Origin of the sequence: [Clostridium] ultunense DSM 10521, from assembly GCF_000511955.1 — a bacterium.
GTDB classification, from domain to species: domain Bacteria; phylum Bacillota; class Clostridia; order Tissierellales; family Tepidimicrobiaceae; genus Schnuerera; species Schnuerera ultunensis.
Map to the genome: position 1 here is coordinate 8,126 of NZ_AZSU01000002.1, position 19,632 is coordinate 27,757.

The following is a 19,632-nucleotide window of genomic DNA, read 5'->3' on the forward strand; positions in this document are numbered from 1 at the left end:
GAAACGGGTAAATTTAGAACCATCAGGAACTTTTTCAAACCCACAAAATTCTCTTAATTCACTTGAATACTTAAGAAAAGTAATTAAGAGGGTATCAGTAGGGATAGAAAAAATCCTTTGAATAATTAAAGCCCATAGCATTGAATGAAGCTTGTATTCACGAGGTCTTCCAGTAGAAGCATAAAAGTGATGGTAAAAAGAAATAGGAATAAACTCATCAAGATTAATGTTATTTTCAAGTAATGAAAGAAACTTAGGTTTATCAGATTCAAAAAAAGTTTTGCAATCTGAATAAATGTCTGCCAAAGAAAGCTGTTTATGTGGTATCATATCTATATAACTCCTTTCGGGTTTTGGTAGATTTGTTGCTTGACACTTCAATTTTACCATAAATCGGTGAGGAGTTATATTATTTTATGAAAAAAATATCCCGTATTTATGCGGGTTATGGCGTTTCGCAAACGCCTATAACTTTATAACAATGAAAGGAGTGTTAAAAGTGAAACTTGAATTAGGTAATTTTTATGTAAAAGACATTGTTTTTGGAGACAGAATTTCTTATTCAAAAGGCGTATTAACTATTAATAAGGAAGAAGCCTTAGAAGTAGTAAAAGAAGATGAACATATAACAGAAGCAGATTTATTTATAGTAAAACCAGGAGATAATGTAAGATTAGTGCCTGTAAAGGAAGCTATTGAGCCAAGGACGAGAGTGGAAGGTGGACCAGTATTTCCAGGAGTCACTGGAGAATTAATGCAAGCAGGTAACGGTAGAACATTGGCTCTTAAAGATTGTAGTGTACTAGTTGTAGGAAAGCACTGGGGTGGGTTTCAAGATGGTTTAATAGATATGAGTGGAGAAGGGGCAAAATATACCTATTTTTCTCAATTAAAAAATATTGTACTAGTAGCAGATACAGACGAAGAATTTGAGAAAAAAGAACAACAAAAGAAAAACAGAGCCTTAAGATGGGCTGGAATGAGGTTAGCAGAATATATTGCCTCTTGCGTAAAAGATCTAGAACCAGAAGAAATAGAAACTTTTGAGTTAGAACCTATTACAAAACGTTCTGATAATATAAAGGATTTACCATCCGTTGTACTAGTACTTCAACCTCAGTCCCAAATGGAGGAATTAGGGTATAATGATTTAATATATGGATGGGATTCTAATAGGATGTTACCAACATTTATGCATCCAAATGAAGTTTTAGATGGAGCAATAATATCAGGTAGTTTCATGCCTTGTTCATCTAAGTGGTCAACTTATGATTTTCAAAATTTCCCTATGATTAGAAGACTGTACAAAGAACATGGAAAGACCTTAAACTTTTTGGGTATTATAATGTCCAATTTAAATGTTGCCTTGGATCAAAAAGAAAGAGCTGCTTTATTTGTAGCCCAAATGGCTAAATCTTTAGGTGCAGACAGTGCAATAGTTGCAGAAGAAGGGTATGGAAACCCAGACGCAGATTTTATAGCGTGTTTAGTAGCTTTAGAAGATGCTGGAGTTAAAACTGTTGGATTAACTAATGAATGTACAGGTAGAGATGGAAAGTCTCAACCATTAGTTACTTTAGATCCTAAAGCAGATGCTATTGTATCCTGTGGAGATGTATCTCAATTAATAGAACTTCCTCCTATGGAAACTGTTTTAGGAGAATTAGAATCTTTAGGAAGAGATGGATTTGCTGGAGGATGGGCAGGCGACGAAATTCTTGGACCTTCAGTAAGAGAAGATGGATCCATAATAATGGAAAACAATTCCATGTTCTGTGGAGATCAAGTAGTTGGTTGGTCAACTAAGACTGTGAAAGAATTTTAAGGAGGTGTACCAATTGAAGAAAGCTATACTTTATATAAATCAATTTTTCGGACAAATTGGAGGAGAAGAAAAAGCAGATTTTCCACCTGAAATAAGGGAAGGTTTAGTAGGTCCAGCAATGGAATTACAAAAACAATTAGGTGAAAATGTAAAAGTTACTCACACAATTATATGTGGTGATAACTATATGGGATCTAACACTGAAGAAGCAATAAAAACAATATTAGGATTTTTAGAAGATAAAGAATTTGATATTTTCTTTGCAGGACCAGCTTTTAGAGCAGGTAGATATGGTAGTGCTTGTGGTCATATAGGAAAGGCCGTAAAGGAAAAATTCAATGTTCCAGTTATATCTTCCATGAATGAAGAAAATCCTGGTGTTAATATGTTTCGCCAACATATCTATATATTTAAAGGCGGGGCAAGTGCTGCTGCTATGAGAAAAGATATTAAAAAAATGGCGATTTTTGGTAATAAAATATTAAATGGTGAAGAACTTCTATCTGCCGATGAAGAAGGTTATTATGGTAGGGGAATTAGACGTCAAGTTTGGTTAACACCATCTGTTAATGCAGCAGATAGAGTAATAGACATGTTATTAAAGAAGGTTCACGGAGAGCCTTTCCAAACGGAACTTCCTATACCAGAACAAGATATAGTACCTATAGCAGAACCTATAAAAGATCTGTCGAAAGCAAAAATAGCTATTGTAACTTCAGGTGGTATAGTACCTGTAGATAATCCAGACAGAATCCAATCAGCTTCAGCTACTAGATGGGGTAAATACGATGTATCAAATATAGATAGATTAGAATCTGGAATATTTAAAACTATCCATGCTGGCTTTGATCCTGCAGCTGCTAATGCAGATCCAAATGTTATAGTTCCATTAGATGTTATGAAAGCATATGAAAAAGAAGGTAAAATAGGTAAGGTCCACGATTATTTCTACTCTACTGTTGGAACGGGAACAACTCAAGGGGAAGCTGCTAGAATGGGCAAAGAAATAGTAAAGGATTTACAAGAAGCGGGTGTTGATGGAGTTATATTGACATCTACCTGAGGTACCTGTACACGTTGCGGTGCAACAATAGTAAAAGAAATAGAAAAAGCAGGTATACCTATAGTTCAAATGGCAAATCTAATCCCCGTAGCTAAAACTGTTGGTTCAAACAAGATAGTTCCAACTATATCAATACCTTATCCATTGGGAGATCCGAATACATCAAAGGAGGAACAATGGAAGTTAAGATATCATAGAGTTGGAGTAGCTTTAGAAGCATTGACTACAGATGTTAAAGAGCAAACTGTATTTAAGGTTAAAATATAGTTATAAAATATGAAAGGGTGATAAATTTTATCACCCTTTTTTGGAAATTTGATTAAAGTATTAAACATTAAAAATATTTAATTGGAGGGGAAAAATGAATAATATAAAACAAAAAGATAATAAAGTTTTTTATATATCCCTAGCTTTATCCATCATTGTAGTCCTATGGGGTATAATAGGACAGACAAGTTTTGCAAACTTTGCAAATTCATTGCTAGGTTTTTTAACAAATAATTTCGGTTGGTCATATCTAATATCTATGCTATTATTTGTTGTATTTGCCATATTCCTAGCCTTTAGTAAATATGGGAATATAAAATTAGGCCCAGATGATTCTAAACCTGAATATAGTAATGCTTCTTGGTTTGCTATGCTATTTGGAGCAGGTATGGGTATAGGACTAGTATTTTGGGGAGTAGCTGAACCAATTTCTCATTTCGTAGCCCCTGTTGCTGGTATAGAACCTGGAACGGTAGAAGCTGCAGATTTTGCTATGAAATCATCCTTTATGCACTGGGGATTTCATCCTTGGGCTAATTATAGCATCATAGGCCTTGCCCTTGCATATTTTCAATTTAGAAAAGGTAAACCTGGTCTAATAAGTAGCATATTTATACCTTTATTCGGGGAAGAAAGGGTTAATGGTTCAATTGGTAAATTAATAGATATTCTTGCAGTTTTTGCTACTGTAGCAGGTGTAGCTACATCTTTAGGACTAGGTACTTTACAAATCAATAGTGGATTAAATTATCTTTTTAATATTCCAGAGACCATATTAATTCAAATGATAATTATTGCAATTGTTACATTTTTATTCATTTGGACTGCAGTGACTGGTATAGATAAAGGTATTAAGATTCTTGGTGATATAAATCTATATTTGGCATTTGGATTATTAGTTCTTGTTATAATATTAGGACCAACTTTAGTAATAATAAATAATTTTACTAATGGATTAGGTCAATATATCAATGATTTTATAAGGGACAGTTTGAGTATAAGTGCATTTGGGGATAATAGCTGGTTAAATAGTTGGAGAATATTTTATTGGGCATGGTGGATAGCTTGGGCGCCTTTTGTAGGTAGTTTTATAGCTCGTATATCTAAAGGAAGAACTATAAAAGAATTTATAGCAGGGGTTATTTTAGCTCCAGCCTTAGCATCAGTTGTTTGGTTCTCTGCATTTGGATCTTTAGGAATAAATTTAGCTGATAAGTTAGGATTAGAGAGTTTATCAATAGCCGCTCAGGCTCCTGAAACAGCACTATTTCAGGTGCTTGCCGAATATCCTTTAGGAAGTATATTATCATTGATTACAGTAACATTATTATGCACATTTTTTATTACTTCCGCCAATTCAGCTACATTTGTATTAGGAATGTTTACTTCCGAAGGGAATTTAAATCCAAGTAATAATAAAAAAATATTATGGGGACTTATACAATCTCTATTTGCAGCTGCATTATTACTATCAGGTGGATTAGAAGCCTTACAAACAGCCTCTGTTGCTGCAGCCTTTCCATTTATTTTTGTAATGTTGTTGGCAATGGTATCATTAATGAAAGCATTTAAAGAAGAAAAAATATAATTAACAAAAATATGATTTACATTTAATGTAAAAATTGTAATACAAAAAATATAGAGAATTATCCTCTGTTTGATATAATGTAATCTACCAAAATCATAAAAAGAGGAAATTCTCTATTAATATATATGAGGAAATTATTAATTCAGCAACAATCTAAACTTACTAATGGATTAAGGGAAAATTCCAATTTCAAAGGGATAATATATATCTATGTAAGGACGTAGACTCAATAAAAAAGTAAATATCATCTACATAGAAGCTGATAGATATAATGTTCTATTATAAATAATTTATATTATTACAATAAGCATGTTTATTGTGACAATATGTTCACTATATACAAATTGAAGAAAGGAGAGAAAAATATTGATGAATATTGCAAGTGATATCAATAAACTGATAATAGAAAAGGTGGCTTCATTAGAGAGGCCAGATTTATTTAGAGAACCTCTTGTTGGTTTTTCATCAGCAAAAGACAAGCGGTATGGTGAATTAAAAGAAATAATTGGAGATTGGCATTTAAATCCAGATGAATTATTAGAAGATGCCAAGACTGTAATAAGTTACTTTGTACCGTTTACCAAGGAGGTTGTAGAAGAGCCGAAAAAAGTCGTTGGAGGTTCATCACTGTGGGGCGAGGCTTATGCAATTATTAATTCTTATTTTGATGAGATTAATTCATTAATAATTGAGTATTTAAATAATTTAGGTTATTCAGCTACTTCAATTCAGGCAACACATACATATGATCCTAAAGATATGCAATCAATGTGGTCCCACAGGAGTGCAGCAGTTATTGCAGGTATGGGCAAATTTGGGGCGAATAGAATGGTTATTACGGAAAAGGGGTCGGCTGGTAGATTTTGCTCTGTGCTAACTTCGGCTATTATATATAAAGAAATGAAACCAGTAGAAGATAGATGCCTATATAGCAAAAATGGCTCTTGTGGGTTATGTTTTAAAATATGTCCAGTTCATGCTTTAGAGCCGAATTCCTTTAATAAGTTTGCTTGTCAATATGTCTGTAATACGAATCAAAAACAGGATAAATTTGGTGCAGATACATGCGGTAAATGTATAAGTGTATGTCCATTGGCCTATATTAAATAATATTTTATATCCTAGAAAATATTTTAATCAATTATTATTTAGGATTATATTTCAGTTATAGGATAAGCCCCTTTTCTAATATTATTAATTAGCAGGAAGGAGGCTTTAGATGAAAAACTGGGTTAAAATTACATCCATATATGTAGGGACAGTAATAGGAGCAGGGTTTGCTTCAGGTAGAGAGATCATAGAATTCTTCGGGATTTATGGTCTTAAAGGAATTTGGGGTATGCTTATATCAGGATTACTATTCTCACTGGTAGGTAGTTTATTTTTAATAAAGGTATATAATAATAAAATACGGGGATTTGATGAATTAATAACCAATCTATTTGGTAAAAAATTTGGATTTCTATTGGATACAATAATGATTTTCTCTTTGTATACTGGATTTAGTGTAATGATAGCTGGCTCTGGAGCCATATTTAAAGATGAATTAGGTCTTTCATATAATATTGGAATCCTTGTTATGGTATTTTTTGCTTTCATAGTTTTTTTATTTAGTCTAAAGGGCATATCCTTTATCAACTCCATATTAGTACCTTTATTGATTATTGGAATAGTATTTACATCTATATATGTGAATATAAGAGAAGGATGCAATTTTTCAAATATTGAAGGAGCAGCTATTACTAGTAAAGGCAATTTCATAACTTCCTCTTTTTTATACTTTGGTTCTAATTCTTTAATAATAATAATAGTATTTTCATCCTTATATCCATTAATCAACAATAAAAAAACCGCTATACAAAGTGGAATAACAGGAGGAATAATATTATCTGTTCTTGGAATTTCCATATTAACTTCCACGCTTATATATTATAATGAGGTATCAAATTTAGATATTCCCATGTTAAGAATATGCAACTACATAGGTAAAAACTATAGAAAACTATACGCTATTATTCTTTGGATTGCCATGTTTACCACTGCATTGGCCAATGGATTTGGATTTATGAATAGAATATCTAAGGAAAGATATAAAATCCCAATTACAGCTTTGTTCTGTATAACAGCTATTCCATTAGCTAAGGTTGGATTTGCAAATCTAGTGGGAATAATATATCCTATTTTTGGAGTAATTGGATTTGCAATGATGGTAGGGGTATTGGTGAGGGTTTAGCATATTGAACATTTGTAAAGGTTTTGCTATAATTAATCCATAATGTTTTTCTATATAAGAAGATAATACATATATAGATAAGGAGTGTAATAATTGAATGATGTAAATATTCCCAAAACAGCAAGGGGACAAGAAACAATGGATAGAATATGTAGAGCTTCAGAAGAGTTATTTAGCCAAAATGGGTATTATAATACTTCAATAACAGATATTGCTCAAAAAGCTGAAGTAGCCCCTGGTACAGTATATATTTATTTCAAAGATAAAGTAAGCATTTTTAGATATTTACTTGAGGATTTAAGCTATAACCTTAGAAAAGAAATTGCTATTGCAACTAAGAATTGTAAAAATAGATATGAGGAAGAACGTATAGGATTTAGAGTTTTCTTTGATTTTGCAAGAAAACATATTGGGTTATATAAAATAATATGGGAAGCTCAATTTGTTGATGAAAAATTGTTCAAAGAATATTATGATAATTTTGCAAGTAGATATGTTAAGAGAATAGAAGATGCTCAGAAAAACAATGAAATGGTTGATATTAACCCTATGACCTTAGCCTATTGCCTTATGGGTATAACTAATTTTGTAGGACTTAAATGGATAATTTTTAATGATGAACCTGTACCTGATGAAGTAATCGATGATATTATGAGGTTTATGAAATCTGGAATATTTAAATAATATTTAATTTTATCAATAGGATATATTGTTTAAATGTCAAAATAATAGGTGATATCCTTTTAATAATTTAAAAGGATATCACCTATTATTTTTATTGAAATTTCAGAAAAATTAAAAATAATATTGACATAAAAACGTTTGCATGATAATATAAAAACAAACATGAAATATGATTCATATTTCATATCATTAAGAAATGGGGGGAAAAAGGTGAAATTAAAAGAAAAAATCACATCTATGATTATTTTAACAACCATATTATGGGCTATAATTACCGTATGTGGTTGGAAGGGACAGTATATTCTAGGGATGATTTTAGGGGTGCTTCTTATGTTGGTTTACATGTCTATAGGTGCGGCTAATCAAGGGGTACTAAACAAAAAATTCTTTACATATCCTCTTATGGTATGGGCTATACTTTGGGTTTTAAGTTTTATTCTTTCAGATTATCATGGGAAGTTATTTACTGGAACTATGCCAAGTTTTACAATACTAGGTTTTCACCCTTCTTTTGCATGGACAGTGATAACCTATTGGATTGGCGGGGTGCTTACATTAACATTAGGTTTTGTACTTTATAAGGATTTATGGCTTTCGGATGAAGATTGGAATAATTTTATAAAGAAAATAGGGCAAATAGATGGAAAAAAGGAGGTTAGTTAAATGGACGGTAAAACAAAGATGTTAATTACATTGTTCTCTTTTGGAATGCTTGTAATTTCTTTTATCATTGGCTGGTGGGCGAAGAAAAAAGCAACTACTGCTCAAGCATATTTTGGAAGTACAGGATTATTTGGGCCTTTTGTAGTGGGGTTTTCTTCTATGGCTGCCGTAGCTAGTGCTTTTGCCTTAGTAGGTGTTCCAGGTATAATTTATTCAACTGGAAATGCTATGACATTCTGGATGTTGTCCTCAGGAGCGTTTCCCATGGCATATATAATACTAGGTAAAAAGATTAGAGCAATGGCAGAAGTTGGACCTGTGGCTAGCTTAGGAGACATTTCTGACTTAAGATTTAATAATAATAGAGGTATAAAGGTTCTAATGTCAATAATTATTTTTATTGGATGTATTGCCTATTTAGCTTCCCAAATCAAAGCAGGTTCAGAGCTCTTTGGTCATCTACTAGGATTAAATCCCATACTTGCTGGGTTTTTAATATTTGGAGTTTTGACCATCTATACAGCAATAAGTGGTGAAGTTGGTGGGGCTTTAACCCAAGCATTTCAAGGTTTTGTGATGGTTGTAGCAGGTTTTATAATGATAATAGCTTTTTTTAAAGTAACAGGAGGATTTAAATCCGTTTTGGAAGTGGTTTCTACTGCTGGTACTGTTACAAGCGGAGAAATAGTAAAAGAATTTAGTTCTGGTTTTTTAGATGCATGGGGAATCATGCCTGGATCAGTGGCTATGACTTGGATGTTAATACCAATATTGGGCACTGTTGGTCAACCTCAAGTATTGACGAGAATGTATGCATTAAAAGATCCAAGGGATATGCCTAAAATGGGATTATATGCCTCTCTTTCCCATATGGTTGTCGGGTTCATGGCTGTAGTTGTTGCATATGGTGCATTGTTTTTAGTTGGAAGAGGACTTATTCCCCCATTATCTAATCCTGATACAGCTATATTTGCTTTTGCAGATTACTTAGGCCTATATGCTCAATTATTTGTTTATGCTGCGATTTTAGCTGCAGCTATGTCTTCGGCAAGTATGTTTTTATCTCTTTCTGCGGGTATTATATCAAGGGATTTACCAAGTGCATTGGGATTTGAAGTAGAACCGGAAAAACAAATAAGAAATTCTAAAATCACAATATTTATTCTTGGAATACTTTCAATAATATTTTCATTAACAAGTGACAGTATGGTAGCAATATTAGGAACTTTTGGCTGGGGAACTTTAATGTCTGCAACTTTTCCAGTATTTGTAATAGGACTTCTATGGGATAGGGCAAGTAGCCAAGGTGTTTTAAGTGGGTTGATTGTTTCTCTGATATTGAATGTAATCTCCTTATTGTTGGAAAGAACAGGATTTAAATGGCCTGGTGGCATGCCTTGGTATGTAAATGTTATTACAGCTTCAATACTAGTGACTGTAATTGTGTCCTTATTTACCAAAGGTGCTACTGAAGATGATTTAGATGAAAAGGTTAAAATGGTTATAGATTTATAAGGAACAATAGACAGCCCATTATGCAATGGGTTGTCTATATGATAAATAATGGGAGGGATTAACGTGAAAGTAATAGGAATATGTGGTAGCCCGAGAAAGGGAGGCAATACTGAATATTTTACCAAATTGACTCTAGATGTATTAGAAAAAGAAAATATAGAAACAGAATTCGTAGGCCTTAGAGATAAGAATATTTCTGAATGTACAGGTTGCTATGCTTGTGTTAAGGAAAGAGAATGCATAATAAAAGATGATTTTCAAGAAATATTTAACAAAATGTTGAAGGTTGATGGGATAATATTAAGCTCTCCGGTATATCATGCATCTATTACACCAAAATTAAAAAGCCTACTGGATAGGGCAGGATTTTTATGCCGTTGGATTTCTAATGAAATGGTAGAAGAAAATAAAAATTATGATTGGAAAGGAACTGCTTTTTCTAGAAAAGTTGTGGCTCCAATTACTGTAGCTAGAAGAACAGGTCATACTTTTGCATTTTCTCAACTACTATTGTGGGCAACGGTAAATGATTGTATTATTGCCGGTTCAAATTATTGGAATATGGCAGTCGCAGGTTCTGGTGGACAAGTAAATGCTGAAGATGATAAGGAAGGAATTGGAATAATGGAACATTTAGGGCATAATATGGCTTATATCATTAAACAGTTAAACAAATAACTACAAGGAGGAATTTAGGATGAGTTATAATTGGATTGGTAACTATTCATATTTTAGACAAAGAATATCTCCAGATAAGGAAGCTGTTTTTGATTTAGATAATGACATAAAATATAGTTTTAAAGATTTAGATAATAGGGCAAATATACTTGCAAATTATATGATAAAGGAAATGAAAATTCAAAAAGGAGAAAGAATAGCTTATTTATCTAGAAATAGAATTGAGTTAATAGATGGTTACTATGCTACGGGAAAAGTTGGGGCAATTTTTGTTCCATATAATATGAGATTGTCTGAAAATGAATTAATTCAACTTATAAACAAAGAAACACCGAAAGTATTGATATTTGAGGATGTTTTTAAAGAAAAAATAGAGGAAATAAAGAAAAATTGCAATATAGAATATTATGTAGTAATTAGGGACACAGTTAAAAATCAGGATAAACTAGGAATCGAGTATGAAGACATTATGAAATATAGTGATGACTCGCCTGCTTACTGTGAAGACTTGGATTTAGAAGATATACATCTAATAATTCATACTGGAGGTACTACGGGATTGCCTAAAGGAGCAATGTTATCCCATAGAGCAATGTTATTTAATTCGATGAATGAAATTATAACCTGGGGCATTTCTCATCATGATAGTGCACACATATTGCTACCTTTATTCCATACTGGAGGTTGGAATCTTCTTACACTACCCTTGCTCCATGCAGGTGGAAGAATAATTTTAAACAAACAATTTGATCCTAAATTATCCTTAGAAGTAATAGATAAGGAAAAACCAACATTTTCTTTTGGAGCTGCTACTATATATAGAATGATGACTGATCTACCAGAATTTGAAAAAACTGATTTTTCTTCTTTAAGATGGGTAATGGCAGGAGCAGCCCCTACTCCTATTAATATAATGGAGAAATTTTGGGAAAAAGGGGTAAGATTCATTTTAGGTTATGGCATGACAGAAGCAGGACCAAATAATTTATCTTCTCCTGCAGAAATTATGAGTTTTGAAGATATGAGAGAAAAACATGCTTCTGTTGGAAGACCTATGTATTTGACGAGAGCTAAAATTGTTGGCGATGATGGAAATGAAGTTAAAGAAGGCGAAATTGGGGAATTACTATGGAGTGGTCCACAAATATTCTCTGGATATTGGGATAATGAAGAAGAGACCAAAAAAACCCTTATAAATGGCTGGGTTCACAGTGGAGATATGGTTAAAAAAGATAAGGATGGATTTTACTATATAGTAGGTAGAAAGAAGAATATGTTTATCAGCGGAGGGGAAAATGTATTTCCTGCTGAAATAGAAAATGCCCTTTACAATATACCGGAAATACATGAAGTATGTGTAATAGGTGTACGGGACGACAAATGGGGAGAAGTAGGCAAAGCTATAATATCCTTAAAGCCTGGTATGACGATTTCGAAAGAAGAAATTATTTCTAAACTAAAAAAACAATTGGCAGGCTATAAAGTGCCCAAATATATACAATTTGTTGAAGAAATACCTAAAAATAATGTAGGAAAAATTGAAATATCAACAGTTGTTAAACTATATGGAACAATAGATGAATAAGGAGGAAAATAAGATGAATTATGACGGAATTGTAGGCATTAAGGATATTCAGATATATGTACCAGAAGAGATAGAAGATAGCAGTATTATTTCTAAGAAATCCGGTATTCCTAAGGATGTTATAGAAAATAAATTTGGGATAATAAAAAAGCATAAGGCTAGCCAGGAAGAATCAGTATCTGATATGGCTATTAAAGCTTCTAGGAAAATATTAAAGAATTTTGATCCATTAGATTTAGATTTAGTAGTATATTGTGGGAGTGAATTCAAAGATTATTATTTGATGAATATTGCAGCAAAGATCCAATATTTAATAGGTGCTAAAAATGCAAATGCCTTTGAAATACATTCTTTATGCTCCGCAGGAGTTCTTTCATTACAAATTTTAAAGAGCATGATGTTGAACGACCCAGATATAAACAACGTGCTATTGGTATCCTCATCAAAAGAAACTTCCATAGTTAATTATGAAAACGAAAGATCTAGGTTCATGTTCAATTTTGGTGACGGTGCCAGTGCTGCATTATTACAGAAAGGGTGCACAAAAAATATAATATTAGAAACTCATATGATAACTGATGGAAGCTTTGCAGAAGATGTAGCCGTTTATAATATAGGAAATAATAATTTAATGGACTTTAGCTTAATAAATAATAATCCAATAATGTTAGATGTTAAAGAACCCCAGTCTATGAAAGAAAGACTAGATCCTATTACCTTGGAAAATTTCGTATCTGTAATAGAAAAGTCAGTTAAAAAGAGTGGTTATACAAATAAAGATATTGATTTCATTGCACCAATTTTCATGAAAAGATCCATATTAGAAAATATTCTTGATCGATTTAATCTATCTGAAGAAAACTCCTTCGTATTAGAAGACTATGGCCATTGTCAATCTGCCGATGCTTTTATATCCATAGTTGAAGGGAAAAGATTAGGTAGAATAAAGGAAGGAGATTTAGTAGTAATGTTAGGTGCTGGTACAGGGTATACTTGGGCAGCAACGACTATTAAATGGGGGGAATATCATGAGATTAAAAGATAAGACAGCTATTATTACAGGTGGAGGCAGTGGAATAGGTAGAGAAACAGCTATTAAATTTGCTCGAGAAGGGGCTAAGGTAGCAGTCTGGGATATAAACTTAGGAGAAGCAAATAAAACCGTAAAAGAGATAAGTGAGTTAGAAGGGATATCAAAAGCATATAAAGTAGATGTTACTAATAGACTGGAAATAGAAGAAATAACTAATAAAGTAATAAAAGAATTCTCTAAAATTGACATACTAGTAAACAATGCAGGAATAACGGCGGATGCAACATTAATAAAGATGAAAGAAGAACAATGGGATAGGGTAATAGATATTAATCTTAAAGGAGTATTTAATTGTGGGCAAATAGTATCACGATATATGGTAGAACAAGGAAATGGAGTAATATTGAATGCTGCTAGTGTAGTGGGGATATATGGAAACTTTGGGCAAACCAATTATGCCGCTTCCAAATGGGGAGTAATAGGCATGACTAAAACATGGGCTAAGGAATTAGGAAGAAAAGGCATAAGAGTAAATGCGGTGGCACCAGGATTTATTTTAACCCAAATGACAGCAAAAATGCCTGAGAAGGTATTAGAAATGATGAAGGAGAAATCAGTACTGAAAAGGTTAGGTACTCCAGAAGATATAGCTAATGCTTATCTTTTTTTAGCTTCTAATGAGGCAAGTTTTATCACTGGAACTGTTTTAAGCGTTGATGGAGGGGTTGTTATATAAAGTTATAGTAAAAATATTTAGAATTGTTAGAAAGGGCATACATATAGTATGAAGGAAAATGGAATTTGTATATATTATCGTACAGTTTTATTTAAATATTCATATAATTGTATGCTTATTCGTACTAAACAATTAATATACAAATATTTTGTATGGGGTTTAGCATGAACTTTTATTTTTGATTAGTATGGTGGCCATAAAACAACGCTTCTACATAAAATAAAGTTTTGGCATATATTTTGCAAGATGAATATAATACAGTTTTAAATTTAGGGGGTATTTTAATGTCAAAATTTACAACTAGTGATGGTATAAAATTATACTATGAAGTTAATGGTGAAGGTAAACCCATAGTTTTTATTCATGGATGGTCGGCAGACCATACTAGTTTTAAGCCACACGTGGAAGAGTTAAGTAAAGATTTTAAAGTAATAACCTATGATCTAAGAGGACATGGTGCTTCTGACAGGCCAGATAAAGGATTAACACTTAACCGATTTGCAATTGATTTAGAAGAACTAATGGAATATTTAAATTTAAAGGATGTGACGGTTGTAGGTTGGTCTATGGGTTCATCCATAATATTTGATTATGTTAGGACTTTTGGAGTTTCACGTTTATCCTCCGTTTGCATAGTTGATATGACACCAAAACTGATAAATGACGATGAATGGAAATTGGGTCTATATCATGGACGGTTTACAGTAGATGATACGTTTAAAGCCTTAACAACCATGTGTAATAGTTGGATGGATTTTGCAAAACCTTTTATCAAAGAAGCTATTCCATATTTAAGCGAAGAACAATTAAAGCCAATATATGAGGCGACAAGCACAAACTCTCCACATGTAATGTATTCAATGTGGATTGCTATGTCTGCAAATGATTATAGGGATGTACTTGAAAATATTACTGTACCCACTTTCATTATTTATGGAGAAAAGAGCACTTTATATTCTAGCGAGACAGCCAGATATTTAAATTCCAACATACCAAATTCAGAAATTGTAGCTTTTGAAAATTGTACTCATTTCCTCGTATTAGAAAATCCACAAAAACTTGTGGAGATTGTAAAAGAAGCTGCTTCAAGATAAAGATATATCTAAATATATTAAAAGCTTACTAACCATCATGACTTGAAGACACAAAGGGGAATGAAAATGTAGTGACTACTAATAATCGTTCCCCTAAATTATGTTGAAGATGTTTATAACTACTATTAAATGGATATCTTAAAAACGGGACAAGAAAAAAGGATGATAATAAGAATGGCGGTTGATCCCCGGGTACTAACCTATCTTGATAGCCCAAGAGTACAAAGGAGTGTTGCATTAGTTTTACTTCTTAGGAATAAAACTGATAGCACGTGTGTGAAATTTTAGATTTTCTCAGGCTATCAATCTTGTCACTAAAACATATTGGAGTGAAGGTAATGGAAGCAATATTAGAAATATGTTGCGGGTTGGATGTTCATAGGGATAACATAGTAGCATGTATCACCAAGGGTGCCTTGAATTGCAAACCAACATCAGAAATAAGGAAGTTTTCAGCTCTTCAGCATGGCTTAAAAAGTCTTAAAGAATGGCTANACGTTTATCCTCCGTTTGCATAGTTGATATGACACCAAAACTGATAAATGACGATGAATGGAAATTGGGTCTATATCATGGACGGTTTACAGTAGATGATACGTTTAAAGCCTTAACAACCATGTGTAATAGTTGGATGGATTTTGCAAAACCTTTTATCAAAGAAGCTATTCCATATTTAAGCGAAGAACAATTAAAGCCAATATATGAGGCGACAAGCACAAACTCTCCACATGTAATGTATTCAATGTGGATTGCTATGTCTGCAAATGATTATAGGGATGTACTTGAAAATATTACTGTACCCACTTTCATTATTTATGGAGAAAAGAGCACTTTATATTCTAGCGAGACAGCCAGATATTTAAATTCCAACATACCAAATTCAGAAATTGTAGCTTTTGAAAATTGTACTCATTTCCTCGTATTAGAAAATCCACAAAAACTTGTGGAGATTGTAAAAGAAGCTGCTTCAAGATAAAGATATATCTAAATATATTAAAAGCTTACTAACTTACTAAAAACCGAAGTTAATCTTCGGTTTTTTTGCTATACTAATATTAACAACCAAATAGGAGATGATGAAATGCCTTATGTAAACATAATGAATAAAAATATATATTATAAAAAATATGGAAACGGTGAGCCTGTAGTCTTTTTAAATGGAATGATGATGGCTACCAATAGCTGGTCTCCTTTCATTAAAACCGTATCTAAGAATTATAGGATGATAACTGTCGACTTGTTGGATCAGGGAAAATCTGATAGCTATGAGGGTGGCTATACTATTACAACTCAAGCTGATTTTTTAAAGGAGTTTTTAGATAAGCTTAAACTTGAGAAAGTTCATCTGGTAGGTATGTCCTATGGTGGAAAGGTAGCTCTGAGTTTTACATTGAAATATGAACATAAAGTAAAGTCTTTAATACTATCTAATACAGACAGTTATACTACAAAAATTATGAAAGAAATAGGAAAGACCTGGGATTATGCCGCATCTACTCTTGATGGGAATATTTTTTCTAGTATAGTTCTACCCTATATGTATTCCTACAATTATTATGAAAAGAATTATGAAGATATAGAAGAGAAAAAGAAGATTCTATCCAAAATTTTAAACGATAAATGGTATGAGAGATTTAGCAGGGGTTTACAAAGTGCAATAGATTATAATATTCAGAATAGGATAGGAGATATTAAGTTACCTACATTAATCATAAGCTCTGAATTGGATATCCTTACTCCTATTAAATATCAATATCTAATTCACCAAGAAATAGAAGGTTCTAAATGGATTATACTAAAAGAGGTAGGTCATGCAGCCATGTATGAAAAATCGGAAGAGTATATATCCATTATAATGGATTTTTTGAAAGGTTGAAAATTGAAAGTGATAACAGATTATGTTAAAATTGTCATTCTGAGGCGAAACCGAAGAATCTAGGGTTTTAGATCCTTCGCTAATGCCCAGGATGACGGAAGTGGTGCTCAGGATGAAGAGGTTGGTGCTCAATTTGGATATTATACAAAGGGTAAATATTCATTATTATCATCATTATATTTTTTCCTAAGATAATTTTCTACTATCTTTATTCCTTGGACTATTTCTTCATTGGAGACTGCTCCAAAACTTAGTCTGATATAGTTGGAATATATACTATCATCGATAAAAAATATTTTACCTGGTACCAATGCTACATTGTTTTCTACACATTCATTATACAGTTCTATAGAATCTATTTCCTTTGGTAGTTTGACCCAAATGCTAAGACCGCCGTTAGGTTTAATAAAATTTATATCATATTTTTTTAATCTATCCAGTTCCTCTACCATAGTATTATATTTTTCAGTATAGACTTTTTTTATGGTTTCTATATGTTTTTTCCAATAACCTTTCCTTAGATAAAGATCGAAGGCTCTTTGTAAAAATCCAGAAGAAGAAATATCTGTAGTGTGTTTAGCTCTAATTATATCCTTGAAAAGCTTTTGTGGTACCGTCATAAAGCCTATTCTTACTCCAGGCATAAATATCTTTGAAAAACTTTTTATATATATAACCTGATCTAAATCGTCCATAGATTTTAAAGGAGTTTTTTTACTATTATCATAGTTTAAATCTGTTAAGAAATCGTCTTCGATAATATAGAAATTATATTTTTTACTTAGTTCAATAAGCTTTTTCTTTTTTTCCTCACTATAGGAATAGGTGGTAGGACTTTGATAATTGGTCATCATATATAGGAATTTAGGTCTATATCTTTTAATATATTTGTAAAATGTATCTAAATCCAATCCATCTTCTAACATGGGGACCCCCATTATCTTAGCTCCTCTAGATTGGAAGGCAGCTATAGCTCCTGAATAGGTAGGGTTTTCTACGAATATGCAATCTCCTTGAGAGATCAAGGTTTTAGTAATAATATCTATTCCTTGTTGGCCTCCTGAGATTACTTGTATCTGCTCTTTATCAACGGTCATATTATAATTTTCATGTAAAAAAGAGGTAATAGACTCCCTAAAGGGTTCATAACCATTTATTTCAGGATAGACAAATGCACTTCCCTTATCTCTATTCAACACTTCAATTAAAGCCTGTTTAAATTCTTCTATGGGGAAAATTTCAGGAGTGGGAGATACAGAAGCAAAATTAATACTATTTTTGGAAATAGGAAGAACTCCGCCTATCATCAATTCAATATCTCCATCTTCCATATAGGAAATATCCATATTATAACCAGTCTTCCTTACATAAGTTCCACTACCCTTTATAGAATACACATATCCCTCCTGCTCTAAAAGTTTATAAGCATTTACAACTGTAATATTGTTTACATCCAGTTTATCTGCTAAACTTCTAATAGAGGGAAGTTTTTCTCCTTCTTTAAAATTGTCTTCTTCTATTAGATTTCTAATGTTTTCATAAAGCTGTATATATAAAGGAGTATTTAAATTTTTATCAATTAACATTATTTTACCTCCCTTTAGAATGTATGGGTACATTTATTATATCAGATATTAAAATATTCACAAATATTTTAAAGGATATTATTTAAGTGTAACGAATTATAATATTATGGGGTGATCCTATGAATCCGAAACAAAATAAGAATATAGGTTTTAAGTTTTTTGTAGTATTTTTAATTGGAATCATATTATTGTTTTCTAAAAAGGAAAACCAAGAGAAATTCATAGATTTTATAAAAACATCAAAAATTATAAGCAAGGAGTTAAAGGTAGCAGAATCTATTCCTATGGACATTGATATAAAAGAGATAGGTTTTTATGATGGAGGTATTATACTATGGGGAGACAATAAATTACGAAGGCTAAGGCTAAATGGTGATATAGAATGGGAAAAAGAATTTAATATAGACGAGGCTTTAGCTTATTTGGGTAAGGAAGAAATATATATTTGTGAAAGGACAACAGGTCAAATTTATATAATAAATCCAAAAGGAGAAACTATAGAGAAATTTCAATTAAATATGGAAATTTATAATATAGCCGAGAGTTCTGGAAATATTTTAATACACATAAAAGAAGGAGATAAAGAAATTTTAAAAATATTAGATAAAAAAGGAGATTTAATTGGAGAGAATCTAATAGAAAATGAAAATATATTAACCTACTGTATAGATGAAAACAACAAATGTTATGCTCTAGCAACTTTGAGTTTAAAAGGGGAGAACATAAAATCTGAAATTCAAACCTATGGATTAGAGGGTGAGTTTTTATGGACTGCCTATTTAGACAATGAAATTGCCATGTATTTAAATTTTGATGATCAAAATAATTTAATAATATTGTCAGATAAGGGAATATATCAAATTGATGATGGAAGCATCTTATGGAAGAAACAGTTTCAACTTATAAAAGACATATATATGGATGGTAAAAACCTCTATGTATTACATGGCAATACTTTAGAGATGATATCTTTTGATGGAAGAACTATAAAAAAAGACTCATTTACAGAGGAATATAAAAAAATACTTCCCTTTAACAATTATACTGTATTATATGGGAAGGATCACATTACTGGTTTAAAAGAAGGAAAGGAAGTTTTTAAATATAAAACAGAGGATTCTATAGTTAATGTTATACAAGGAACACAAAAGCTTTTAGTAGTTTTTAAACACAGAATTGATATAATTTCATTATAATATATATAGG

Annotated in this window: 17 protein-coding genes; 15 read left to right on the plus strand and 2 right to left on the minus strand. The window is 31.9% G+C overall.

Going from position 1 to position 19,632, the window contains the following annotated elements:
• Positions 1-330 (minus strand): transposase (locus CUL_RS16540; protein WP_025640439.1); only part of this gene is annotated, 330 nt, incomplete at its 3' end.
• A 169-nt stretch (positions 331-499) separates the two neighbouring features.
• On the opposite strand from CUL_RS16540, the gene CUL_RS0102810 reads away from it, so the two are divergent.
• The 14 genes from CUL_RS0102810 (at position 500) to CUL_RS0102890 (ending at position 16,840) form a co-directional block, all read left to right on the plus strand.
• On the plus strand, positions 500-1,825 hold the full coding sequence (locus CUL_RS0102810; protein WP_025640440.1) for a glycine/sarcosine/betaine reductase component B subunit: 1,326 nt from the start codon (positions 500-502) through the stop codon (positions 1,823-1,825).
• Positions 1,826-1,838: 13 nt separating this feature from the next.
• On the plus strand, positions 1,839-3,155 hold the full coding sequence (grdH, locus tag CUL_RS0102815) for a betaine reductase selenoprotein B (protein ID WP_081722742.1): 1,317 nt from the start codon (positions 1,839-1,841) through the stop codon (positions 3,153-3,155).
• Positions 3,156-3,249: 94 nt separating this feature from the next.
• A complete protein-coding gene (locus CUL_RS0102825; protein WP_025640443.1) occupies positions 3,250-4,743 on the plus strand; it encodes a glycine betaine uptake BCCT transporter in 1,494 nt (497 codons plus the stop codon).
• A 369-nt stretch (positions 4,744-5,112) separates the two neighbouring features.
• Complete coding sequence (locus CUL_RS0102830) at positions 5,113-5,853, plus strand: epoxyqueuosine reductase (RefSeq protein ID WP_157752610.1); 741 nt, start codon at positions 5,113-5,115, stop codon at positions 5,851-5,853.
• Between the two features lie 109 nt (positions 5,854-5,962).
• Positions 5,963-6,976: a YkvI family membrane protein gene (locus tag CUL_RS0102835; protein ID WP_005588605.1), complete on the plus strand. Its 1,014-nt coding sequence runs from the start codon at positions 5,963-5,965 to the stop codon at positions 6,974-6,976.
• A gap of 93 nt (positions 6,977-7,069) precedes the next feature.
• Complete coding sequence (locus tag CUL_RS0102840) at positions 7,070-7,660, plus strand: TetR/AcrR family transcriptional regulator (protein WP_005588607.1); 591 nt, start codon at positions 7,070-7,072, stop codon at positions 7,658-7,660.
• 210 nt (positions 7,661-7,870) lie between these two features.
• A complete protein-coding gene (locus CUL_RS0102845) occupies positions 7,871-8,323 on the plus strand; it encodes a hypothetical protein (protein WP_005588608.1) in 453 nt (150 codons plus the stop codon).
• The gene (locus tag CUL_RS0102850) at positions 8,324-9,838 is read left to right on the plus strand and encodes a sodium:solute symporter family transporter (protein WP_025640445.1); all 1,515 of its coding nucleotides are present in this window, start codon (positions 8,324-8,326) and stop codon (positions 9,836-9,838) included.
• A 63-nt stretch (positions 9,839-9,901) separates the two neighbouring features.
• A complete protein-coding gene (locus CUL_RS0102855) occupies positions 9,902-10,516 on the plus strand; it encodes a flavodoxin family protein (protein WP_005588610.1) in 615 nt (204 codons plus the stop codon).
• 19 nt (positions 10,517-10,535) lie between these two features.
• Complete coding sequence (locus CUL_RS0102860) at positions 10,536-12,101, plus strand: AMP-binding protein (RefSeq protein ID WP_025640446.1); 1,566 nt, start codon at positions 10,536-10,538, stop codon at positions 12,099-12,101.
• A 13-nt stretch (positions 12,102-12,114) separates the two neighbouring features.
• Positions 12,115-13,146 (plus strand): 3-oxoacyl-ACP synthase, encoded by a 1,032-nt coding sequence (locus tag CUL_RS0102865; protein WP_025640447.1) that lies wholly within the window; start codon positions 12,115-12,117, stop codon positions 13,144-13,146.
• On the plus strand, positions 13,130-13,870 hold the full coding sequence (gene fabG / locus CUL_RS0102870; protein ID WP_005588613.1) for a 3-oxoacyl-[acyl-carrier-protein] reductase: 741 nt from the start codon (positions 13,130-13,132) through the stop codon (positions 13,868-13,870). Before CUL_RS0102865 ends, fabG begins: the two co-directional genes overlap by 17 nt.
• A gap of 284 nt (positions 13,871-14,154) precedes the next feature.
• Entirely contained in the window at positions 14,155-14,964 is an 810-nt protein-coding gene (locus CUL_RS0102875) for an alpha/beta fold hydrolase (protein WP_005588614.1), read from the plus strand.
• A gap of 1,081 nt (positions 14,965-16,045) precedes the next feature.
• Positions 16,046-16,840 (plus strand): alpha/beta fold hydrolase, encoded by a 795-nt coding sequence (locus CUL_RS0102890; protein WP_025640450.1) that lies wholly within the window; start codon positions 16,046-16,048, stop codon positions 16,838-16,840.
• A gap of 140 nt (positions 16,841-16,980) precedes the next feature.
• Here CUL_RS0102890 and pdxR read toward each other — a convergent pair whose 3' ends face one another.
• Entirely contained in the window at positions 16,981-18,426 is a 1,446-nt protein-coding gene (pdxR, locus tag CUL_RS0102895) for a MocR-like pyridoxine biosynthesis transcription factor PdxR (protein ID WP_025640451.1), read from the minus strand.
• A gap of 119 nt (positions 18,427-18,545) precedes the next feature.
• Here pdxR and CUL_RS0102900 point away from each other — a divergent pair, with 119 nt between their 5' ends.
• Positions 18,546-19,622, plus strand: coding sequence for a DUF5711 family protein (locus CUL_RS0102900; protein ID WP_005588618.1), 1,077 nt, complete (start codon positions 18,546-18,548; stop codon positions 19,620-19,622).
• The last annotated feature ends 10 nt before the right edge of the window (positions 19,623-19,632 follow it).